General features: G+C 69.2%; 22 protein-coding genes and 1 pseudogene. 13 read left to right on the forward strand and 10 right to left on the reverse strand.

Features of this window, described 5'->3' with window-relative positions; translation table 11 throughout:
* Nucleotides 1–5 precede the first annotated feature (5 nt).
* The gene (locus SSPN_RS0118320) at nt 6–593 is read left to right on the forward strand and encodes a TetR/AcrR family transcriptional regulator (RefSeq protein WP_010696905.1); all 588 of its coding nucleotides are present in this window, start codon (nt 6–8) and stop codon (nt 591–593) included.
* Between the two features lie 614 nt (nt 594–1,207).
* Nucleotides 1,208–1,555 (forward strand): GNAT family N-acetyltransferase, encoded by a 348-nt coding sequence (locus SSPN_RS44435; RefSeq protein ID WP_010696906.1) that lies wholly within the window; start codon nt 1,208–1,210, stop codon nt 1,553–1,555.
* 71 nt (nt 1,556–1,626) lie between these two features.
* On the opposite strand, the gene ssuE is transcribed toward SSPN_RS44435, so the two are convergent.
* The 3 genes from ssuE to SSPN_RS56815 all read right to left on the reverse strand — a co-directional run bounded on the left by ssuE (nt 1,627) and on the right by SSPN_RS56815 (nt 3,977).
* Nucleotides 1,627–2,187, reverse strand: a complete 561-nt coding sequence (gene ssuE / locus SSPN_RS0118330; protein ID WP_010696907.1) for an NADPH-dependent FMN reductase — start codon at nt 2,185–2,187, stop codon at nt 1,627–1,629.
* A 436-nt stretch (nt 2,188–2,623) separates the two neighbouring features.
* The gene (locus SSPN_RS62725; protein ID WP_420187968.1) at nt 2,624–2,962 is read right to left on the reverse strand and encodes a methyltransferase; all 339 of its coding nucleotides are present in this window, start codon (nt 2,960–2,962) and stop codon (nt 2,624–2,626) included.
* A 22-nt stretch (nt 2,963–2,984) separates the two neighbouring features.
* The gene (locus SSPN_RS56815) at nt 2,985–3,977 is read right to left on the reverse strand and encodes an Acg family FMN-binding oxidoreductase (protein ID WP_010696909.1); all 993 of its coding nucleotides are present in this window, start codon (nt 3,975–3,977) and stop codon (nt 2,985–2,987) included.
* 219 nt (nt 3,978–4,196) lie between these two features.
* Here SSPN_RS56815 and SSPN_RS0118350 point away from each other — a divergent pair, with 219 nt between their 5' ends.
* The 3 genes from SSPN_RS0118350 to SSPN_RS0118360 all read left to right on the forward strand — a co-directional run bounded on the left by SSPN_RS0118350 (nt 4,197) and on the right by SSPN_RS0118360 (nt 8,476).
* On the forward strand, nt 4,197–5,459 hold the full coding sequence (locus SSPN_RS0118350; protein WP_010696910.1) for an aminotransferase family protein: 1,263 nt from the start codon (nt 4,197–4,199) through the stop codon (nt 5,457–5,459).
* Between the two features lie 481 nt (nt 5,460–5,940).
* Nucleotides 5,941–6,453 carry a hypothetical protein gene (locus tag SSPN_RS0118355; protein WP_010696911.1) on the forward strand — a complete coding sequence of 171 codons (513 nt, stop codon included), beginning with the start codon at nt 5,941–5,943 and terminating at the stop codon, nt 6,451–6,453.
* 199 nt (nt 6,454–6,652) lie between these two features.
* Nucleotides 6,653–8,476 carry a transketolase gene (locus tag SSPN_RS0118360; RefSeq protein WP_029535468.1) on the forward strand — a complete coding sequence of 608 codons (1,824 nt, stop codon included), beginning with the start codon at nt 6,653–6,655 and terminating at the stop codon, nt 8,474–8,476.
* Between the two features lie 13 nt (nt 8,477–8,489).
* Here SSPN_RS0118360 and SSPN_RS59945 read toward each other — a convergent pair whose 3' ends face one another.
* The 3 genes from SSPN_RS59945 to SSPN_RS59955 form a co-directional block, all read right to left on the reverse strand.
* Nucleotides 8,490–8,726, reverse strand: coding sequence for a hypothetical protein (locus SSPN_RS59945; RefSeq protein ID WP_010696913.1), 237 nt, complete (start codon nt 8,724–8,726; stop codon nt 8,490–8,492).
* A gap of 106 nt (nt 8,727–8,832) precedes the next feature.
* A complete protein-coding gene (locus tag SSPN_RS59950) occupies nt 8,833–9,051 on the reverse strand; it encodes a hypothetical protein (protein ID WP_010696915.1) in 219 nt (72 codons plus the stop codon).
* Nucleotides 9,052–9,107: 56 nt separating this feature from the next.
* Nucleotides 9,108–9,515: a hypothetical protein gene (locus tag SSPN_RS59955; RefSeq protein ID WP_237710588.1), complete on the reverse strand. Its 408-nt coding sequence runs from the start codon at nt 9,513–9,515 to the stop codon at nt 9,108–9,110.
* 244 nt (nt 9,516–9,759) lie between these two features.
* On the opposite strand from SSPN_RS59955, the gene SSPN_RS0118385 reads away from it, so the two are divergent.
* Entirely contained in the window at nt 9,760–9,957 is a 198-nt protein-coding gene (locus tag SSPN_RS0118385) for a DUF2795 domain-containing protein (protein ID WP_029535469.1), read from the forward strand.
* Between the two features lie 26 nt (nt 9,958–9,983).
* Here SSPN_RS0118385 and SSPN_RS0118390 read toward each other — a convergent pair whose 3' ends face one another.
* Nucleotides 9,984–10,262: a DUF3040 domain-containing protein gene (locus SSPN_RS0118390; RefSeq protein ID WP_029535470.1), complete on the reverse strand. Its 279-nt coding sequence runs from the start codon at nt 10,260–10,262 to the stop codon at nt 9,984–9,986.
* A 591-nt stretch (nt 10,263–10,853) separates the two neighbouring features.
* A complete protein-coding gene (locus tag SSPN_RS0118400; RefSeq protein ID WP_010696921.1) occupies nt 10,854–11,882 on the reverse strand; it encodes an MBL fold metallo-hydrolase in 1,029 nt (342 codons plus the stop codon).
* A gap of 539 nt (nt 11,883–12,421) precedes the next feature.
* On the opposite strand from SSPN_RS0118400, the gene SSPN_RS56820 reads away from it, so the two are divergent.
* The 7 genes and pseudogenes from SSPN_RS56820 (at nt 12,422) to SSPN_RS0118430 (ending at nt 16,053) form a co-directional block, all read left to right on the forward strand.
* The gene (locus SSPN_RS56820; RefSeq protein ID WP_010696922.1) at nt 12,422–12,568 is read left to right on the forward strand and encodes a hypothetical protein; all 147 of its coding nucleotides are present in this window, start codon (nt 12,422–12,424) and stop codon (nt 12,566–12,568) included.
* Nucleotides 12,569–12,578: 10 nt separating this feature from the next.
* Complete coding sequence (locus SSPN_RS62730; protein WP_202798837.1) at nt 12,579–12,707, forward strand: hypothetical protein; 129 nt, start codon at nt 12,579–12,581, stop codon at nt 12,705–12,707.
* Nucleotides 12,708–12,753: 46 nt separating this feature from the next.
* Nucleotides 12,754–13,077: pseudogene (locus SSPN_RS61695) on the forward strand (hypothetical protein); the annotation flags it as partial.
* A gap of 52 nt (nt 13,078–13,129) precedes the next feature.
* Entirely contained in the window at nt 13,130–14,263 is a 1,134-nt protein-coding gene (locus SSPN_RS0118410; protein WP_010696924.1) for an amidohydrolase family protein, read from the forward strand.
* Between the two features lie 262 nt (nt 14,264–14,525).
* Nucleotides 14,526–15,227: a peptidase dimerization domain-containing protein gene (locus SSPN_RS62735; RefSeq protein WP_394378664.1), complete on the forward strand. Its 702-nt coding sequence runs from the start codon at nt 14,526–14,528 to the stop codon at nt 15,225–15,227.
* A complete protein-coding gene (locus SSPN_RS0118425) occupies nt 15,110–15,811 on the forward strand; it encodes a FadR/GntR family transcriptional regulator (RefSeq protein ID WP_394378887.1) in 702 nt (233 codons plus the stop codon). Before SSPN_RS62735 ends, SSPN_RS0118425 begins: the two co-directional genes overlap by 118 nt.
* A gap of 23 nt (nt 15,812–15,834) precedes the next feature.
* Nucleotides 15,835–16,053 (forward strand): hypothetical protein, encoded by a 219-nt coding sequence (locus SSPN_RS0118430; RefSeq protein ID WP_143539545.1) that lies wholly within the window; start codon nt 15,835–15,837, stop codon nt 16,051–16,053.
* Nucleotides 16,054–16,226: 173 nt separating this feature from the next.
* Here the strand turns inward: SSPN_RS0118430 and SSPN_RS0118435 are convergent, their stop codons facing one another.
* Nucleotides 16,227–17,741 carry an ABC transporter substrate-binding protein gene (locus SSPN_RS0118435; RefSeq protein WP_143539544.1) on the reverse strand — a complete coding sequence of 505 codons (1,515 nt, stop codon included), beginning with the start codon at nt 17,739–17,741 and terminating at the stop codon, nt 16,227–16,229.
* Between the two features lie 19 nt (nt 17,742–17,760).
* Nucleotides 17,761–19,614, reverse strand: coding sequence for a hypothetical protein (locus tag SSPN_RS0118440; protein ID WP_010696943.1), 1,854 nt, complete (start codon nt 19,612–19,614; stop codon nt 17,761–17,763).
* Nucleotides 19,615–19,783 lie beyond the last annotated feature (169 nt).

Below are 19,783 nucleotides of genomic sequence, written 5' to 3' on the forward strand. Positions count from 1 at the left end.
ACGACATGCCCAGCACGGCTCCGGCCACAACGGTCGCCGAGGACCAGCGGCGCGACGCGTGCGCCACCCGCGAAGCCATCCTCAAGGCGGCGCGCCGCCGCTTCTCGTCATGCGGGTACGCCGACGTGACTCTTCGCGACATCGCGGCGGATGCGGACGTCAGCGCGGCCCTCGTGATGAAGTACTTCGGCAGCAAGGAAAGCCTGTTCGCCGAGGCATCGGGCTTCGAGCAGGACGCGGAGCGCCTGCTGGACTGCGAACTGCCCAACCTCGGCGAACACCTGGTCCGGACGCTGCTGGACTACCACGACCGAACCCAGGGAGACCCGCTGGTGCGGGCGGTGTTCACGTCGTCGCGGCCAGCGGGGGCCCAGTTCCGAGCGAACTTCGAACGCCAACTGGTCACCCGCCTGACGAAGCGCCTGACGGGCCCGAAGGCGCGCCTCCGAGCGGAACTGGTCTGCAGCCACCTGATGGGCCTAGGAGCGGCCCGCCTAGTCCTGCGAACCAAAGCGATCAGCGCAGAACCGCAGGAAAACCTGATCGCGATTACGGCCCCGTTGCTCCAGAACTGGATCGACGGCCCGCTGTAACACCCCGGCGACAGGTCACACCGCCCCGGCCCAACGTTTCCCCAGGCCAGGTGCCGTGAGTTATTCAGGCGCCATAGGGGTTGCTTGGAAAGGTGCTGACGTGAAGCGAACGGACCGATTGTGTCACCTATCGACGCGAACAGGCCATTCACTTCACACCAACAGCCCAAGCCTCACCCCAGAAGAACAACGGAGCGAACGGACCGATTGTGTCGCCTATCGACGCGAACAGGCCGTTCGCTTCACACCGTTTGGCGAGACAGCACCAGACCATTCCCGCTGGGGGCGGCCAGCTCCCAGAAGAACAACGGAGCGAACGGACCGATTGTGTCGCCTATCGACGCGAACAGGCCGTTCGCTTCACACCGTTTGGCGAGACAGCACCAGACCATTCCCGCTGGGGGCGGCCAGCTGAACCGCCCCGCCGGAAAACCAGCCTCTACAGCACCCCAAACACGCGCGGCCCCAGCCAGCGCCTTCTGATCAATCGCTCTCGATCTGCTGGACCGCGCCCGCATGCTTGGCCACCAACCGGAACAGTCGTTCTGGCTTGCGAAGATCAGTCGATGGACCCCGGGTCACCAGACGTGAACCCTAAGCTCGGCAGGACCGCTGTGCGGCCGGCAACATCTCTGGACGCCAAGATCACACAAATCTACGTCAGCTCGTGGAATGAAGGTTTCGCGGGCTTCTTCCCATCTCGGGAGGTCTCCAACGGCCTCGAGGCCAGGTGGGCGGAGGCGCTGACCGCAGCGCCGCCCTCCAGGTGGTGGGTCGCTACGCGGGCCGAGAAGGTCGTCGGCTTCGCCGGGACCGGAACGAGTCGAGACCCGGTTGATCCGAACCTCGGCGAGCTGGACACGATCGCAGTCGACCCACCCTGCTGGCGAACCGGTAGGGGCCGGCTGTTGATGGACTCCGCTGTCGACCACCTCTGCCGAGACGGCTTCGAGGAAGCGTGAAGGGCACCTTCTGCCGACTTGCCCGGCCGCACAGCGACTGCCCGGCAGGAGGTGCCCGTCATCTCGTTGGACTACGCCGTGCGGCCCAGCACCGTGGAGTGCGGGACGCCGTCGAGGGCCTTGCTGAACTGCTCGATCACGTCCGCAAGCGGCTCCGCGCTGTCCGGGTGGACGCTGAGCTGGCCGTCCACCACCGAGATGTGCTTGTCCAGCAGGAAGAAGCTCTGCACCGCGTGGCGGGCGCCCAGCGAGTGCACGACCGGGCGCAGCGCGTAGTCGATGGCCAGGACGTGGGAGATGGTGCCGCCGGTGGCCAGCGGCAGCACCGCCTTGCCGGCGAAGCCGAACTGCGGCAGCAGGTCCAGGAAGGCCTTGAGCAGCCCGGAATACGCCGCCTTGTACGTGGGGGTGGCCAGCACGATGCCGTCGGCCTCGGCGACCCTGCCGATGGCGTCGGCGATCGCCGGTGCGCGGGTGTCGGCGCCGAGTAGCGCATCCGCAGGCAAGGTGCGGACGCGCAGGTGGTCGGCGGTGCGGCCGGAGGTCGCGAGTCGTTGTGCGACGTGCTCGCCGATCCGTTCTGTCTTCGAGGTGCGCGACGGGCTGCCGGAGATTACGAGAACGCTGGACACACGTGCTCCCTGGGTCCGAGACTTCCAGTCCACTGCGGACTGTTGCTGATCCGGATCTCCGCGCTGTGGCGGAAACCGGGCTGGCGGAGCGCTAGGGGCGACATGCTTGGGCCGACACGCGACGGAAATCCACGTGTCGCCGCTTCGTGAACACCGGGAACATCACGAATCAATCGCAGCAGAGCACCTACGGCATGTCAATCGGGCGATCCGCACTTCCCACCAACCGGACGCACCGTCGGCCGAGGACTGCGCCCACCACGCTGGAGGCCGAGCCGGTCGCGATGTGCCTCGCGCCAGGCAGCGCCGCCTGCGCGAGCGGCGCCCGATACTCCGCGGCGTTGCGCTCCCGGCAATGCGTCAAGGCGGCCATCACCAGGTCCAGCCGCTTCCCGAGGCGCGGTTCGTCGTTGTCTGGCAACACCTTGCTGCGCGGTCATCGCCTCGCACACCTGCGCAAGACGTGCACGCAGGTGGCGTCGTTCCAGTCATGCTGAATCCGCGGCATCAGGTACACATCCGCTCCGGCACGCACGGAATCAAGGATGTCACCGCTGCCGGCCTCGCACTGGTGCGCCATCCCCGCGTCCACGACGTGCTTACGCGCGGGTGGCGGGCTTGTCGCCGGGCCGATACGCGGCTGAGACGCGGCCGAGACGCGGAGTTTGTCCCGTCCGGTCGGCCAGCCGTCGTGCTGGTGGTCAAGGTAGGGGAGCCGGACGTCGACCCGTGGTTCGACCGGCTGCCCCGGCTCGACGACGCGGAGGTCGCCCAGGCCTTATGCCCACAGTGGATGGTCAGCCAAATACGTCCGGCAGCGGTCGGCGGCTCGCCTGCGGCACTCGCATCGCAGCGGGGTAGCCGATCCGCATCAGCAGCTGCGGCACCCCGCCGAGGTCGAGCTCGTCGCTCAGCGCAGAGCGGACCTCGGACAGCCGCAGCGGCTGGGTCATCACCGACGCGACCAGACCCAGCCGCGTTGCCTCCAGCCAGGCCCGCTCGGCGGCCTCGCCCACCAGCAGGTGATCCCGCGGGTCATCGGTGATCGTGCTGAAGACCAGCACCGACTCCTTCGCCACCCACTTCGCGATCTGCGCCTGGTCCGGCAGCCGGGTGGTACCGGTCGCCAACCCGATCGCGGGCAGCCCGCGCTCGGACAGCGCGTCCTCGGGCAGCCCCTCGTCCGAGAACGGTGCGATCCAGGCACCCAGCTCGCGCTGATAGTTCTTGTCGTCGTGGTGGGCCCGCGCGGCGTAGGCGAGCAGCCGCGCCAGCGCCTGCTCCTCTACCGGCCCGTGCACCCAGGTCGCCTGCGTGGTCGACGCGGCAACAACGGTGGTGCGCGCAAGGTGCGGGATCCGCCGGTCGGCGAAGGGTCGCCGGAAGCTGCTCCGGCGGTCGATGGCCCGCCGGCGCTCCCGGTCGATCGCGCTCGGCGGCTGCCGGTGGGTGCCGAAGACGGTCCCCTCGCCGTCCCCGTGCTCGTCGGTGTACCAGCGCATTTCGGTCGCCCAGCCGAGCGCGCGCATTACGATCGCCAGGTTGGCGAGCGCCGCGCCGCACGACATCCGCCGGTTGCGACCGTCCGGATCGTGCTGGACCAGTTCCGGCATCGAACGCATCCGCAACCTGGCGGCCCGCCCCTGCACCCGCAGCGACCAGGGCTGCGTGTTGTGCACGGAAGGCGCCCGGCGCACCGCTTCGGCCAGCGCTGCCACCTCCTCCGGTGTCCACGGGCACTCGTCGGCGGCTTCGTACGGCTGCCGACTGAGCATCGGGAACCAGTTCATGCGTTGATCACCTCCACAATGGGCAAGCACCACGACCGTGCCGTCGGCGGCATCCCGCCAGCAGAGGCCAAAGTCCTATCTGCGACCAGCACCGCAGCGACGAGCTCTGCACCGCTCGTGGCGATCTGGCCAACCGGTCCGGCGAATTTCGGCGTTTTGGCACTGGCGTACCGGCGGGTGGGCCGATGAAGCTGGTAGCGCGACACGAAGGAGGAACGCATGTCGACAGCACCGCGCAACACCGCGTTGTGGCACCCGTTCGCGGACATGTCCCAGGTCAAGAACGACCAGTTCTGCGTCAGCAAGGCCGACGGGGTCTGGATCTACGACCAGGCGGGACGCCGCTACCTCGACGGCACCGCGAGCCTGTGGTATGCCAACGTCGGCCACGGCCGCACCGAGATCGTCGAGGCCGCCGCCGCCCAAATGCGCGAGCTTGAGTCCTACTTCGTTTTCAACGACTTCACCAATCCACCGGCCGAGGCGCTGGCCGACCGGCTCTCCCAGCTCGCGCCGATGGAAGGCGCGAAGATCTTCCTCACCACCGGTGGCGGCGAGTCGATCGACACCGCCGCGAAGCTGGCCCGGCAGTACTGGGCGCAGCGCGGGCAACCGCAGCGCACCCACATCCTCAGCCGCGGCAACGCCTACCACGGCACCAACGGCATGGGCACCAGCATCGGCGGGATCGAGGCCAACCAGTCCGGGTTCGGCCAGCTCGTGCCGGAGGCCAGCCGGGTCGCCCACGACGACGCCGAAAGCCTGCGGGAGGCCATCGACCGGCTCGGTGCCGATCGGGTGGCGGCGTTCTTCGCCGAGCCGGTGATGGGCGCCGGCGGGCTGTACCCGCCGGAGCCGGGCTACCTGGAGGCGGTCGCCAAGATCTGCGCCGAGCACGAGATCCTGTTCGTCGCCGACTCGGTGATCTGCGGGTTCGGCCGGGTCGGCAGCTGGTTCGGCGTGGAGCGGTGGGGCCTGCAGCCCGACATGATCACCTTCGCCAAGGGCGTGACCAGCGGATATCTGCCGCTGGGCGGCGTGGTGATCGCCGAGCGGGTGGCCGAGCCGTTCTGGAACCACCCGGGCCGCCCGTTCCGGCACGGCGCGACCTACTCCGGGCACCCCACGGTGGCCGCCGCCGCGCTGGCCAACATCGACATCCTGGAGCGCGAGAAGCTGCTGCCGCGGGCCGACGAGCTGGAGCGCCCGCTGCACGACGCGCTGCGGCAGCTCGCCGACCACCCCGCCGTGGGTGAGGTGCGCGGCGGGGTGGGCCTGCTCGGCGCGGTCGAGCTGGCGCCGGACCTGCTGGCCGCCGACCCCGGCGCGCCGACTCGCGCGCAGCTCGCGATCCGCGACTTCGGCGTGATCGTGCGCCCGCTGGGCAAGGCGCTGGCGGTCTCGCCGCCGCTGATCATCAGCGAGTCGGAGATCGAGCTGATCAGCAAGGCGATGTGGGAGGGCCTGGACGCTCTCGCGTAACTCGATCGGGTGTCCGCGGACAGGTCAACCGCGGACACCCGACACGGTCGGAACCCTCCTGAGCATCGGGCTGGAACACTCCTGTTGCGGAACCGATACGTACCGGTCTGTACCAAGCGCGATTCGTGCCGTACGTTTCTGGCCAGACTACTGGCAGCGGCCGGCACGGTGCTCGACGCGTTCCACGCCCAGCACCGAAACGTGCTGCGCCGGAACGATATTCGCCGATGATCGTCCAGAACAGACAGTCGAGGGATGGCGACATGCAGCGAGTCACCTGAGGTGCGCCGCGCCGGGCGGGGCCGACCGGTCGACCGCGCGGTGCGCACGCCGGAAAAATCGACACGACACCCGGAAAACCGAGCTACGAGCGGCGATTCGAGAAGTCACCGCCCCTGTAGACAAGCCACCCAACTGAGTTGGCAAAATAAGGCTCGCGGGTGATGGCGCGCAGTGGACGCGGACGGAGGACGACAACCAGGTGAACATTCAGACCTCACAAGTCGACGACCTGCGACTCATTGCGCTGCCCAGCGCCGTGAACTGCACGGAGATGTTCGTCCGGTTCACCCTCGCCGAGTGGTCCCTGCGCGAACTGATCGACGAGACGTCCCAGCTCACCACCGCGCTCGTGACCGCTGCCGTCGACAGCGCCGCCCCCGGCTCCCCCGGCTTCATCACCGTCCGGCTGAGCCTCAGCGGCGAGAGCCTCGTGGCCGAGGTCGAGGACGAGCAGGCGAAGGCCCCACCGGCGATGGCGCCCGGTTTCGCCAACGGCCACTGCGGTGCGACCGCCTTGCGAGGTGGCGGCGCGCTCGTGTGGTGCGAGGTGCCGCTGCCGGGTGGTGTCTCGGCGAACGCGGTGCCACTGCCCCGCCGCTCCCGCAACAGGCGGGCGGGCCAGGCCGAACACGGCATCGACGAAACGGCCGAGATCGATCCCGAGGTGATCAAGCGCCTGCTCTCCGGCCTGAGCAACCCCGACCCCACCTGACCCGGCGGGTGTCGACGGGCCGGTCGAACACCCGCGTGCCCACCGCTCTTGCGCAGATGTTTTCGCAGGTCACCGGCCGCGAGTCGGTCTCGGCGCCAAAGCCCCCGAAAGCACTCGCGGCTGACGTTCCGCCACCTGCGGAACCAGGCCGGAATCGGCCTTAGTTTCACAGGTGGTGTTCGCGGGCAACTCCCGTGGCATGGACCATCTGACCTTCCGCTTCGAGTTGGCGCAGCAGCTGCGGGTCGACTCCGTGCGCGCCAGCAGCGCCGCCGGTTCCGGGCACCCCACGTCGTCCATGTCCGCCGCCGACCTGCTGGCCGCGCTGCTGGACGGCCACCTGCGGCTGGACTTCGCCAAGCCGCACGATCCGCGCAACGACCACCTGATCTTCTCCAAGGGCCACGCCTCGCCGCTGTACTACTCGTGCCTGAAGGCGGTCGGCGCGATCGACGACGCCGAGCTGCTCACCTTCCGCAAGTTCAGCAGCCGCCTGGAGGGCCACCCGACGCCGGTGCTGCCCTGGGTCGACGTCGCGACCGGTTCACTCGGGCAGGGGTTGCCGATCGGCGTGGGCCTGGCGCTCGCGGCGCAGCGGCTGGACCGGCTGCCGTACCGGGTGTGGGTGCTCTGCGGCGACAGCGAGATGGCTGAGGGTTCGGTCTGGGAGGCGCTGGAGCACGCCGGGCACGAGCAGCTGGACAACCTCATCGCGCTGATCGACGTCAACCGGCTCGGCCAGACCGGGCAGACGATGCACGGCTGGGACCTCGACGCCTACGCCGACCGGGCGATCGCGGCCGGGTGGCGCACCATCGAGATCGACGGCCACGACCCGGAGCAGATCGAAAGGGCGCTGAAGGATGCCGAGGCCGGCGACGGGCGACCGGTCGCGGTGCTGGCGGCCACCAAGAAGGGCAAGGGCGTCGCCGAGGTCGAGGACAAGCCGGGCTTCCACGGCAAGCCGCTGGTGCACCCCGACGAGGCGATCCGCGAGCTCGGCGGCATCCGCGACCTGCGGGTCAACTACGCCAAGCCATCCAGCGACGAGACGCCACACGTGTTCCCGGTGACCGGCGGCGGGCTGCCCGCGTTCGAGCTCGGCACCGAGGTCGCCACCCGCAAAGCCTACGGCGAGGCGCTTCGCGCCCTCGGCGATCGGCGCGGCGACGTGGTGGCGATGGACGGCGAGGTGTCGAACTCGACGTTCGCGGAGCTGTTCCGGGATGTCCACCCGGACCGCTATTTCGAGATGTACATCGCCGAGCAGCAGCTGATCGCCGCGGCGATCGGCATGCAGGTGCGCGGCTGGGTGCCGTTCGCCTCGACGTTCGCCGCGTTCCTCACCCGCGCCTACGACTTCATCCGGATGGCCGCGGTGAGCCGGGCGAACCTGCGCCTGATGGGCTCGCACGCGGGAGTGTCCATCGGCGAGGACGGGCCGTCGCAGATGGCGCTGGAGGATCTCGCGGCGTTCCGCGCGGTGCACGGCAGCGCGGTGCTCTACCCGTGCGACGCCAACCAGACTGTGCGACTGGTCGAGGAAATGGCGGACCGGACCGGGATCAGCTACGTGCGGACCACCCGCGGTGCCACGCGGGTGATCTACGAACCGGGCGAGGACTTCCCGATCGGCGGCTCGCGGGTGGTGCGCGACGGCGACGACGTCACGCTCGTCGGCGCGGGCATCACCCTGCACGAGGCGCTCAGCGCGGCGGAAATGCTTGCCAGGGAAGGAATCCAGGCCCGCGTCATCGACCTGTACTCGATCAAACCGGTGGACGTCGAGGCGCTGCGCCGGGCCGCCGCCGAGACCGGCGGGCTGATCACCGCCGAGGACCACTGGCCGGAAGGCGGCCTCGGGGAGGCCGTGCTCAGCGCCCTGGCGGGCACCGGCGCCCCGGTCCGTGTGCTGGCGGTGCGCGGCATGCCCAGTTCCGGCACCCCGGCCGAGCTATTGGGGCAGGCGGGCATCGACGCATCCGCCATCGCCATCGCGGCCCGCGAGATGGCCGGCATCTGACCACTGTGGACGATCAGAGAGTTCTTGCGGGCATCGACGCCAGGGAGATCAGCGCGGCGAACGCGTCGAGCGTTGCCAACACCGCGAACACCGCCGAGTAGCCACCGAACAGCTCCGCCAGCGCCGCCCCGCCCCACGGCGACAACGGCGATGGCCATTTGGACCGGTGCGGAGAGCATCCCGTTGAGCCGACCGAACTGCGCCGCGCCCCAAGATCGCTGATGGCCGTCGCCTGGAGCAGCGCGAACACGCCGCGCGCCGATCCGGCCAGCCGCCGCGGCGATCAGCAACGCCGCCGGACCGGGGGATGGCGGCGAGCAGTCCGGTCGTCGCCACACCTGCCTCGATCACGACTGTCATGCGGGTGCGGGCGGTGGTGCTCTTCGGCAGCGGCCCGTAGCCCAACCGCCCGCAGACCTGCCCGACCCGCCTAGGCCCAGCGCGATCGTGGCCAGGCCGGTGGACATCCCGCGTTGAAGCAGCAGCGGCACGAGGTTGACGACCACGGCGTAGGGCGCGAAGGCACCCAGGCTCATCGCCACCGCGAGCACGACGAAAGCCCGGCTGCGCGCCACCGGCGGCACCGCGCCCGGATAGCCGTGCGGAGCTGCTTGGTCCGAGCGATGTGCGGTCAGTCGCCGCGCAAGCCGAGCGCGTGTGCGGGAATCGTGATCAGGCCGAGGGCCACCGCGAGCACGACGTAGGTCGTCGGCCAGTCCAGGTGTGCATTGAGGAATGCCGTCAGCGGCGCGACCACTGCGCTCGCCAGCCCGCGACGAGGGCCACGGCGGTCAGCGCCGGGACAAGCCGCGGACCCCACCACCTCGTCGGGGCGGCGAACGCCGGCTGGTAGCGGACGCCGGAGGCCGCGAAGCCGGCGATGATCCAGGCGGCGACGTACCAAACCAGGTTCGGCGCGGTCCAGGCACCGCCCGACCAGCACACCGGCCAGCGCCGCGACGTTCTGGCACGTCGAGAACGCGGCCGTCAGCACGGCGACCAACCAACCGGTGTCCGCGCTGATCGTCGGCGTCAGCACGTGGAAAGGCGTAGAACAGCTCGCCCCAGCTGGTGATCTCGGTGCCGCACAGCACCACCAGGACGCGCCGCAGGCCGATTCGGAAAGCGCGTTCACCAGCGCTTTCCGTCATCCCCGCCAGCGGTGTCGGTACCCAACCGACCCACCTGAAACAGCCGCCCGGTCATCGCGGCACCGCGTGTGCCTGCCACGCGGCGCGGGTAGTCGGTTGTCGACACGACCGGCTCGACCGGTGGGAGCGAAGATGCCCGTACCCGACCGCGGAGAACTGCTCAGGTTCCTCTGCCACTTGCACTTCCCCGCCACCAAGCAGGAGATCTACCAGCAGTGCGTCGCCCTAGGCGCGCCGGCGGCGCACCTGGAACGCATCGACAGCCTGCCCGATGGCGTCTTCGTCGAGCCCGACACGGTGCTGCAAGCACTGCCGCACCCGACTCCGTGAATCGTCCACATAAGACGACCAGGATCTCATCGGTGCCGTTTCCGCCTGGCGTGCCACCAAACGCCGCCGACGCCCGCAACGGCGGTCAGGGCCAACATGATCGAGCTCAGCACCAGCCCGCTCACCAGGCACAACAACGCCAGCAACGCCACGAGGGCAAGCATCAGGAACAACAGGACCCGGCGTACTCCGCCCCAGCTCCGACCACCGTCGAACCGGTCGAATTTCTCCGCCAGCCGAGGATCACCGGACATCAGCGCGGATTCGATCTCCGCCAACCTGTCCCGCTCGTGCCTGCTCAACATGACGAGCTCCTAGCGACGTTCCCTTCGACCCCAACGAGGTACCCGCCCCCCAATTGCCTCAAGCCCCGGAAGGGCCCCTACAGCCTTGCACGCCGGGGATCGTCACCGTACGAGGCGACCGGGTGATTTTCCGGCACGCACAGCAACATCCAGCGATTACGGAAGGTTGCCCCCGGGCGACGGCAGGGGGATGAACAATGACCATGCTGCCGCGCGCGCGGCCACCCAAACCAGACAAAACATTTCAGCGCTGGACAATCCGGGTAATGGCGTGCTCGCAGGTCCTGGCCGGTGCCGGGTTGTCCTCCGGTGTGGCCGTCGGGGCGCTGCCGGCCGAGGACATGCTCGAATCCAAGCGCTGGCCTCGCGGCCAGCTACGCCATCAGCACGCTCGGCGCGCTCGGGATCGTAGCCGCGATACTGCCGGACAGTCCCGTCCTACTGCCGATCTCGTGACCTGGCCGTCTCGCTGTCCGGCGCGACGGCCGGGCTGTCCAGCGGCGTCGTGATGGCCTCAACGAGCTACGGCACGCTGGCCATCGTCGGCGGCGTGCTCGCCGTGTGCGTGCTGCCGTTCCTGGTCCGGACCCATCAGGCCAGCAAGTAGTGCACGACCCCTTCGACCTCCTCCTTCGCGAGCTTCCCCTGCAGGCTCAGCACGTCCAGGTGGGCGGCGGTTTCAAGCACCGCCAACATCTGGTTGAAGGGATCGCCGAGTTCGTCGAAGGTCCGCTCGCGGCGGGTCCAGGTCAACGCCCGAGCCACCTCGTACGCGGTGCTCGCGCCGTTCTCGACGGTCGCAGCGGTCACGTCCAGGCGGGTGTCGTGGTGGTCGAGGAGTTCGTCGACGCGCTGGTGGACGCTGTCGGCGGCCGGGCCATGCGCGGGGAGCAGCCGCATGTCGGGCATCTCGCGGACGAGCCGCAGCGACGCCAGGTAGTCGCGCAGCGGGACCTCGCTGGGGACCTGCTCGAAGCCGATGGACGGCGTGATGTGCGGCAGCACGTGGTCGCCGGCGAACATCAGCTCGGCGGCATCGTCGATGAACACCAGGTGCCCGCGGGTGTGGCCCGGCGTGGCCACGGCGCGCAGGGACCGGTCGGCGAGGGTGATGTCGGTGGACTTCCCGATCCACTCGTCGGGTTCTTCCCAGAAGTGCGGGCCGCGCGGGCCGGCGTCGCGGGCGGCCACGACCGCATCGCGCACCGGCTTCGCGCCGCATTCGGCGAGCAGCTCGATCTGCTTGGCCAGCGGCTCGTGCTCCGGGTCCATCAGGGTGCGGATATTGTGCTGCTCGTCCTCGCCAAGCAGCACCTTGGAACCGTACTCGCGCCGCAGCGCCACGGCCTGGGTGTAGTGGTCACGGTGCGCGTGGGTGACCAGGAAGCGGTTGATGTCGCCAAGCCCTGCGCCGATCCCGCGCAGCGCGGTGGCGAGTTGTTCGCGCGACTCGTCCAGCGCCCAGCCGCCGTCGATGAGGGTCACCGTGTCGCCGTCGGCGATCGCGTAGACGTTCACGGCACGCAGGCCGTCACTGGGCAGGGGCAGCGGGATCCGGTGCACGCCAGGCGCGACTTCGTACGCACCCGGCTCCATCCACTCGTGCCGAGAATCGGCCATGACCACACCTCCAAGCGCGCCCCGACCTGGGCGGTCCACCAGGAGTACCACACCCATACCAACCAGTCAGTACGTCGAGGGCCACAGCGGAACGCCGGCAACGCCCCGGCTTCGGGCCCCACCCGGCCGCCGCGCCCGGCGCCGCCCCGGCCGTCGCCGGGGACTGCGACGCGTGCGAATCACGGCCGAACTGCGAAATTTTAGCCACGCGAAGGGCCGTGCGAACCGCCCTGGCAAGCCTCGAACCACCGCCCGGATCATCCACATAGGACACTCATCGGGCGGTCGATGCCGAAATCGTGTCGTTCGTCACGTATGGCCATTCAGCCGCCCCGCAGGTGTCCAGCGGAGTCCGACGCTTCGGCTGATCAGGGGGCTCTGGGGCGCTTCCGGTCGCCACCGCAGCCCAAAGCGCTCACGCGCATCTAGCAGGGCAAACGGCCCTCCATGCGGAGTGCCTCGCCGCGGTGGCCGCCGGGCGTACTCGGGACCGCGCGTTCCGACCCGGGCGAAGCGGGGCACGTTCATTTCATAACGCGATGTTGACCGTGCCGCTGGTCTTCATCCTCGGCCTGATCGCCGTCGCACTGGCCGGCTACGGGCTCTGCCGGCTCACCCAGCACTTCAACCCCGCCGGTTCGGTCCGCGCGCCGGATTCTCATCCACCTGAGCCTGCGCGACGCTGATGGCCTGCCCGTGTTCTTCGATCCCGAGCGGCCCGGCCGTCTGTCCACGGTGGGCATCCGGTTCGCCGCCAGCGTCTTACGGCACGCTGCGGCGCTGAACGCCTGGACCGCGCCGAGCCCGTGTCGTTCCTGCGGCTGACCCCGCACCTTGGAGAGTCGGCGGCGCGTTCCTCGCCGAACGCAACCGTGAGGCCATGCTGCGGATCTGCCCGGCCTCGGGCCCCGATCCGGCGGCGCAGTTCAACCTGGAGTACCGGGCCGCCGACGCCAAGGCAAACCCGTGGCTCGCGCTTGGCGTGCTGATCCGGGCCGGGTTGGCGGGCCTGACCTCGGAGTACGACGAGCCGACGGTGTGGCCGGAGGAGGCCACCGAGGCCGGTATCGCCGGGGTGCCCGCGCTGCCCGACCCGCTCGAATCGGCGCTGGAGGCGCTGGAGTCCGATGATGTGGTGCGATCGTGGTTCGACCCGAAGCTGCTGGCCACGCAGTTCTCGGCGAAGCGCGCCGAACTCGCGCACCTCGACGGACTCGACGACGCGGAACGCACCCGGAGGATCGCGGATGTCTACTTACGACCTGGCGGCAGTCATCGACGGCCTCCCGCTGGTGGACCACCACGTGCACGGCGCGTTGGCCGGGGAGGTCGACCGGCCTGCGCTGGAACTGCTGCTCACCGAGTCCGACCGGCCGGTGCCGGAGTGGATGACCCAGTTCGACTCGCAGCTGGGCTTCGCCATCCGGCGCTGGTGCGCTCCGGAGCTCGGCCTGCCCGCGCACGCTGACGCGGCCGACTACGTGGCGAGGCGGGAGGAGCTCGGCCCCGAGGAGGTCACCCGGCGGCTGCTGGCGGCCAGCGGCATCGGGCACTACCTGGTCGAGACCGGGTACAAGGGCGACGAGATCCTCGCCCCCGACGAGATGGCGTCGGCCTCCGGCGTCCGGGCCGACGAGGTCGTACGCCTGGAGGCGGTGCTGGAGGACCTCGCGCGCACCGGGGTGGGCGCGGCCGAGCTGCCGTCGCGGTTCCCGGAGGTGCTCGCGGAGCGCACGGTCGACGCGGTCGGTCTCAAGAGCATCGTCGCCTACCGATACGGCTTCGACTTCGCCCCGGAACGCCCGTCGGAGGCGGAAGTCGTTGCTGCTGCCGGGAACTGGCTGCGGTCCGGTGCCACGCGGGTGGACGACCCGGTGCTACTGCGGTTCCTGCTGTGGTCGGGCGTCGACCGGGATCTGCCGTTGCAGCTGCACGCCGGATACGGCGACCCCGATGTCGAGTTGCACCGCTGCGACCCGCTGCTGCTGACGCGGTTCATCAAGCTCGTCGAGCCCTCCGGGGTCGACCTGATGCTGCTGCACAACTACCCGTTCCACCGCAACGCCGGATACCTGGCCCAGGTGTTCCCGCACGTGTACTTCGACGTGGGGCTCGGGGTCAACTACAGCGGGGTCCGCTCCTCGGCGGTGGTCGCCGAATCGCTGGAGCTCGCGCCGTTCGCGAAGGTCCTGTTCTCCTCCGATGCCTGGGGACCGCCGGAGCTGCACCACCTCGGCGCGTCGCTGTGGCGGCGGGCGATGCGCAAGACGCTGTCGGAGTGGGTCGAGGCCGGCGAGTGGTCGGAGAAGGACGCGATCCGGGTGGTCCGCATGATCGGCCGGGACAACGCGCGCCGCGTCTACCGGCTGGACCAGCGGTGAACCGGTTCCGCGCGGAGCTGGCCCGCCAGCTTGAGTCCGCAGTGGACCTTCGCCACCAGATCCACGCCCGGCCATGCGTGTCCGGAAGCGAGGGCCCCACCCTGGCGCTGGAGCTGGCGCTGGCGAACCTCGCCGGGTGTGGTCAACGGCTCGTCGGACGAGTTCACGCTGACTGTGCGCGGCGAGGGCGGGCACGCCGCGCACCGCACCGCACTCGCGACCCGTGGTGGCGCTCGCGCACGTGATCGTCGCGTTGCAGAGCATGATCAGCCGGACCGTCGACCCGATGGCCTCGGTCGTGCTGAGCGTGACGGCCCTGGCGGCAGGAACGGCCGCGAATGTCGTTCCAGGGCAAGCCGTCGCGCGCGGCACGGTGCGCGCGAGGACAACGGCCGACCGCACGGACGTCCACAAGAGACTGGTCGAGGTCGCAGACCCGGCCGCCTCTGCGCACGGCTGCTGCGTCGAAGTCGAGTTCGTGCCAGGCGAATCGGTCCTGGACAACGACGCGGAGCTGGCGACGGCAACCGCTCTGCTGCTGGACACGCTGGGCCTCCAGGTTGAGCGGCTGCTGGAGCTCCGGGTACCCGGCAAACCCCAGCTTGCCGACCAGCCGGAGCACGGTCGGCGCGCTGACCCCGGCCCGGGCGGCGAGCCGGGCCACGGGCTCCAGGCCCGGCCACCCACCAAGTCCGCAAAACCCCAGCCTCACCGGACTATACCCACCGCGCCGGGGTCCGCGAATCGTCCTCATTGGACCGGCGCACCCTTGACGGGGTGCGGGTGGACGTTTAAAGTCGCTGGATTCTGGACATCTGATGTCTTGTTAGGGGGTTCGGGGTGTCGCTGCCGGAGGAGCTTTCCGAGCGGTTGCTCGCCGCGATCATCGACGGTACCCATCCGCCCGGGGTGGCGCTGCCCTCCGAGGGCGAGTTGGCCGAGCAGTTCTCGGTCAGCCGGTTGACCGTTCGGGAGGCCATCAAGGCTCTCCGGGTGCAGAACGTCGTGCGCATCCAGCGGGGCCGCGGAACCTACGTCAACGCCCCCGCGCAGTGGACCGCGCTGGATCCGATGATCCGAGCCGCGACCTCGCCCGAGTCGAGCCGGTTCGGGTGGGAGAGCCTGATCGACGCCCGCCGGCTGCTGGAGGTCGGTGCCGCCGAGCTCGCCGCCGCCAAGCGGACCGAGGAAGACCTCGCGCAGCTGCGGGAACAGCTGCACGACATGCGCACCGCTGCCGACACCGACGATGTGGAGTTGTTCGCCGCCGCCGACATCGCCTTCCACAACACCGTGATGCAGTCGACCGGCAACGTGTTCATCCCGCTGATGTTCGAGCCGTTCGGGCGATTGCTGATCGAGAGCCGGCGGGAGACCTCCGCTGTCCGCGAGATCCGCGACAACGCCATCGAGCACCACGCCGAGATCCTGCGCGCGCTGGAGTCGGGCGACCCGGCGCGGGCCCGGCAGGCGATGACCGACCACCTCGCGCAGACCTCCGAAGACCTGCGCACCCACGTGACCGACAAGCAGGGCCCACCTCGTTGAGCTCCTCGGGCGCCACGTTCGCCGTGGACGTGGTCGAGACCGGCGGCTCGGCCACATTGGACCGCGACGCCGAACTCCTGGACGCGATCGACCGCATCGCCGCGGGGGAAGGCAGCTTTGCCAACTTGATGGCAAAGCTGCCCTTCACGCTTCACACGTCCTGCGGCCGGATGATCGGGTCGTGCACGCCGTCCGTCTGCGGCCCTGCGGGAGGCTGGCATTCGTGTGCCTGCAAGAGCTGAGCAGCAACGACCTTGGCGCAGTGCTCGGCGAGATGGCAGCACATTCACGCAGTCCAAGCCGACCGATCCAGCGCAGCATGGCAGGTGACCGCCACTCGTCCGGTGAGTGAGCGAGTCTGACCAGCGGGTCCAGAAACCGTGCAATTCCAGCGGAATTGCACGAGTTACCTGAACTACGTCTTGCAACGGCCGGGCAGAACGTGTCCGGAGCCCGAGACGACGGCGGGCACGATTTCGGCTGAGCTGCTCGTGTCGTCGATCGACAGTCTGAAGACCGAAATCGCCTTGTCGACCGGGTGGCCGACGCTGTCGAAGGAAATGCAACCGCTGGCGCCGCGGACGCCTTCGGTCCCCCTCATCGCGAGCAACTGCCCAGCAACAGTGTCAGCGGTGATCGACTTCAGGTCCCTCCGGTTGTCGGCTGCGCGGTTGATTGCCGTCACCGCCACACCCACCGCGTCGTAGGAGGTGATGGCCATCCCGTCGCCGGTCGAGCCGAGCCCGAAGAACTCGCGGTAGGAGTCGCGGAAGTACCCGGTCGCCGCCCCGTCGAACGCCTCCGGAACGGCATTCCACGCCTGCGGCGCGGACAGGTGGGTGTACTCCAGGGTGGTGTTCGGTGACAGGTTCTTGCGGACCTCGTCGACGCCGGCGATGTCCACCACGCTGTCGAGGGTCACCACCCGCAGGTTCAGGTCCCCGCATGGCCGGTTCTTCAGCGCACCCACCAACAACGTCAGGTCGTTGTAGCGGCCGGAGAAGAAGATCGCACCTGGCTGGGCGGCGCAGATGTTGCGCACCATGCCGGGGAAGATGTTCGCGGTGCCGCGCGAAGAGTCGTACTCCGCCAGCACGACGTCGCGACCGTCTTTCTCGTATTCGCGGGTGAACGCCGAACTGAGGTTGTTCGCGAGCAGGTCCGACTGGTTTATGTCCTTCACCAACATCGCCTTTCGAGTGTCCGAGAGGCGCTGGACGATGGCCCGGACCTGTTCGGTGTTCGTCGGCGACACCCTGACCAACCCGCTGAACTCGCCACGGGCTTCGAGATCGGTGAAAATGTCGGCCGTGATGGTGGCCCCGACCATCGGAATGCGCTGCTCGGACAGCCACTGGATCGCCTTGGCGGTGCTTTCGTGGCTCTGCCCGAGACCCGCCACTGCCACCACCCGGTCCGGGGTGAACTGGGCTGCGCGGATCTGCTTGACCACCGGATCCCACTTCTGGAGCTGGCTACCTGGGTTGGCTGGTAGGAGCCGGATCAACGGGAAATCACCCTCCCAGCCGCCCTTCTCGCGATTCGCCCGAAGTTGGGCGAGATGGGCGCCCCGCAGCGCGTTGCGGGTGGCTTCCAGGGTGACCGTGTCGCCCTCGGCGAGGCTCATCGGTGCGAGGTAGGCGATGCTGACGTAGCCCTTGCCTTCCGCCAGTACCCGGTCGTTCTCCTCCTTTATCCGTTGCAGCACGTCCGCCAGCGGATTCTCGGCCGGGTCGTCGGAACCGAACTTGTAGGAGCCGTCCGTCATCCCGATGCACTCGCCGTCGACCTCTTGGACACCCGCCGCGCACCGGCCGCCCCACCACGCCAAGCCGACGACACCACCTGCTACCAGCACCAGGACGACGGACGCGACGAGGACCTTCCGCCGGTTCCGCTGCCACCAGGACCGTTCCACGTAGCTATCCACGGATTGCCTCCCCAGCCGCTCAGGCGTACTTCTCGCTCTCCGCGAACAACAACACGAACCCGACCCGGGCTTCCTTCGCCAGTTGCTCGAACTCGCTGCGCACGATGCTTCGCAGGGACCGGTCCGGATCGCCCAAGGGGTCCGACATCAACCACCTGGCCGCCACCAGGCGGGCCAGGTTCGCATCCGCTGGGGCCGTCCGGACCAGCTCCTCGACCTGGTCCCGAGGTTCCCGGGCGGTGGACAACCTGTTGGGCGCGGAAGTGATCAGTTCCAGGAGCTGCATCCACCGCCGGACCGCGGCTTCGGCGTCGATCTGCTCGAACTGGTGCCGGAGGTGCTTCACCGCGGAGTTCAGGTCCTCCAGCGCGAGCGCGTGGTACAGCGACAGCGCGACGTTCCCGCTTTCGCGGTGATGATCACGATGCCGGGTGTGCACCACCGCCCACCGTTGGGGGTGATCAGCTGGGCGGTTCCCCAGCTCGTGCAGCAGCAACCGGCGCAGCCACGGGTGCAGCACCAACTGCTCGCCGAACACCGACCACAGCCGGTTCCGGATCTCGTGCAGGGCGCCGGCATCGCTTTCCGTGCCGCCCCTGACGCCCGCGTGGGTGGCCAGGTCCAGGTTCGGCGCCGCCGACATTCCCACCAGCACTTCGCGCTGCGCCGGATCGAAGTCCTGCAGCAGGTAGTCGCGCGCCCGGCCGGCGAACGGGCGCTCGACTCCGCCTTCGAGCACGGTTCGCATCGCCAGGCCGGTCGGTCGATCCCCCAACGTCGCACGCAGTTCGCGCGTGCTCCACGGATGACCGCGCGTCAGCTCGTGCACGAACGGCGCCGACGTGGTGTCGGCCGCGGTACGACCGACGTTGGCGACCTCGGACACCGTCAGATCCCGCAATTCGACCGGGTACCACCAGGAATCCCGTCCGAGATCGACGTCTCGACCGTTCGTCCAGTCCGCCAGCCCGGCTTGCTCCGGGGTGCGGTAGCTGCTCCCCTGCGACCCCCACCGCGGATTCCACTGCCGGCTGGTCGCGATCAGCACGAGCGGATCAGGTTCCCGAGGGCTCCGCTCCCGGATGCTCAGCAGCAGGTCGACGAACCGGCTCCCGCCCGCCGCGTCGATGTTGTCCAGCAGCACCACGCAGTTCCCCCTGCGCCACCTGAAACGCCTCAGGTATGCGGCGCGAAGGTCTGCCAGGAACGCGGCGCAGAACACTTCGTCCAGCAGGTCGGCGTCGGCGACGCCGATATCCACCAGGACGTCCAGCACCTTCGCCGACCGCTTCGGCATCGACTGCTTGATGCCCGCCCCGCGCCCCAGCTTGCGCCGCCAGCGGAACGTCTCGACGGCGTGGAAGAACGCGCCGATGGGCAGCTTCGACCACCAGGGCAGTGCCCCGGCCTGCAGCAAGCCGTCGATCACGCTCTCGATGCTGCTCCGGGTCCGATCGGACAGCTCCACGTCCGCCGAAGCGGCGGCGCGGACCTGCGCCAGCGCCTTCTCCCGGTTGTCCGGGTCCGGCTCGGCGCCGACGGCCAAAAGGCAAAGGTCCAGCTGGCGAAAGGGGATCCGGTGGACACCTTCGTGCTTCTTGCTGAGATCGAAGTGGAGTTCGGTGATGATCTCCCTCGGCGCCCTCGCCCGCTTGGCCACATCGATCGAGGCGTGCGGCACCTGATGAGCGCAGTTCCGCTCGATGTCGGCGAGCGTCGCGGTCTTGCCGCTGCCCCGCGGACCGAACAGGACGATGACCGGCAGTTCCCGGTCGGGTTCCCCACCACCGCGCGGCTTCCGCCGCCGCACGCATTCCCCGACGAGCGTCTTGACAATGCCTGCGCGCCCAGGTAACTCGACATCGCCTGCCATCCGGTGCTCCACCCCCTCCCCACCGCCAGACGAGCCACCATGTCGTCACCCGCTGTAGCACGTCAAGCGAAAGAGGAGGAATTACTCCAAGTTGCCGCAAGTACAGGAATCGCCCAGGACGCGCGGCTTCTCGTGCAGTCGCGCAGCGCGTTCGAACCGTCGCGGTGGC

Source organism: Saccharopolyspora spinosa NRRL 18395 (genome assembly GCF_000194155.1).
GTDB lineage: Bacteria > Actinomycetota > Actinomycetes > Mycobacteriales > Pseudonocardiaceae > Saccharopolyspora > Saccharopolyspora spinosa.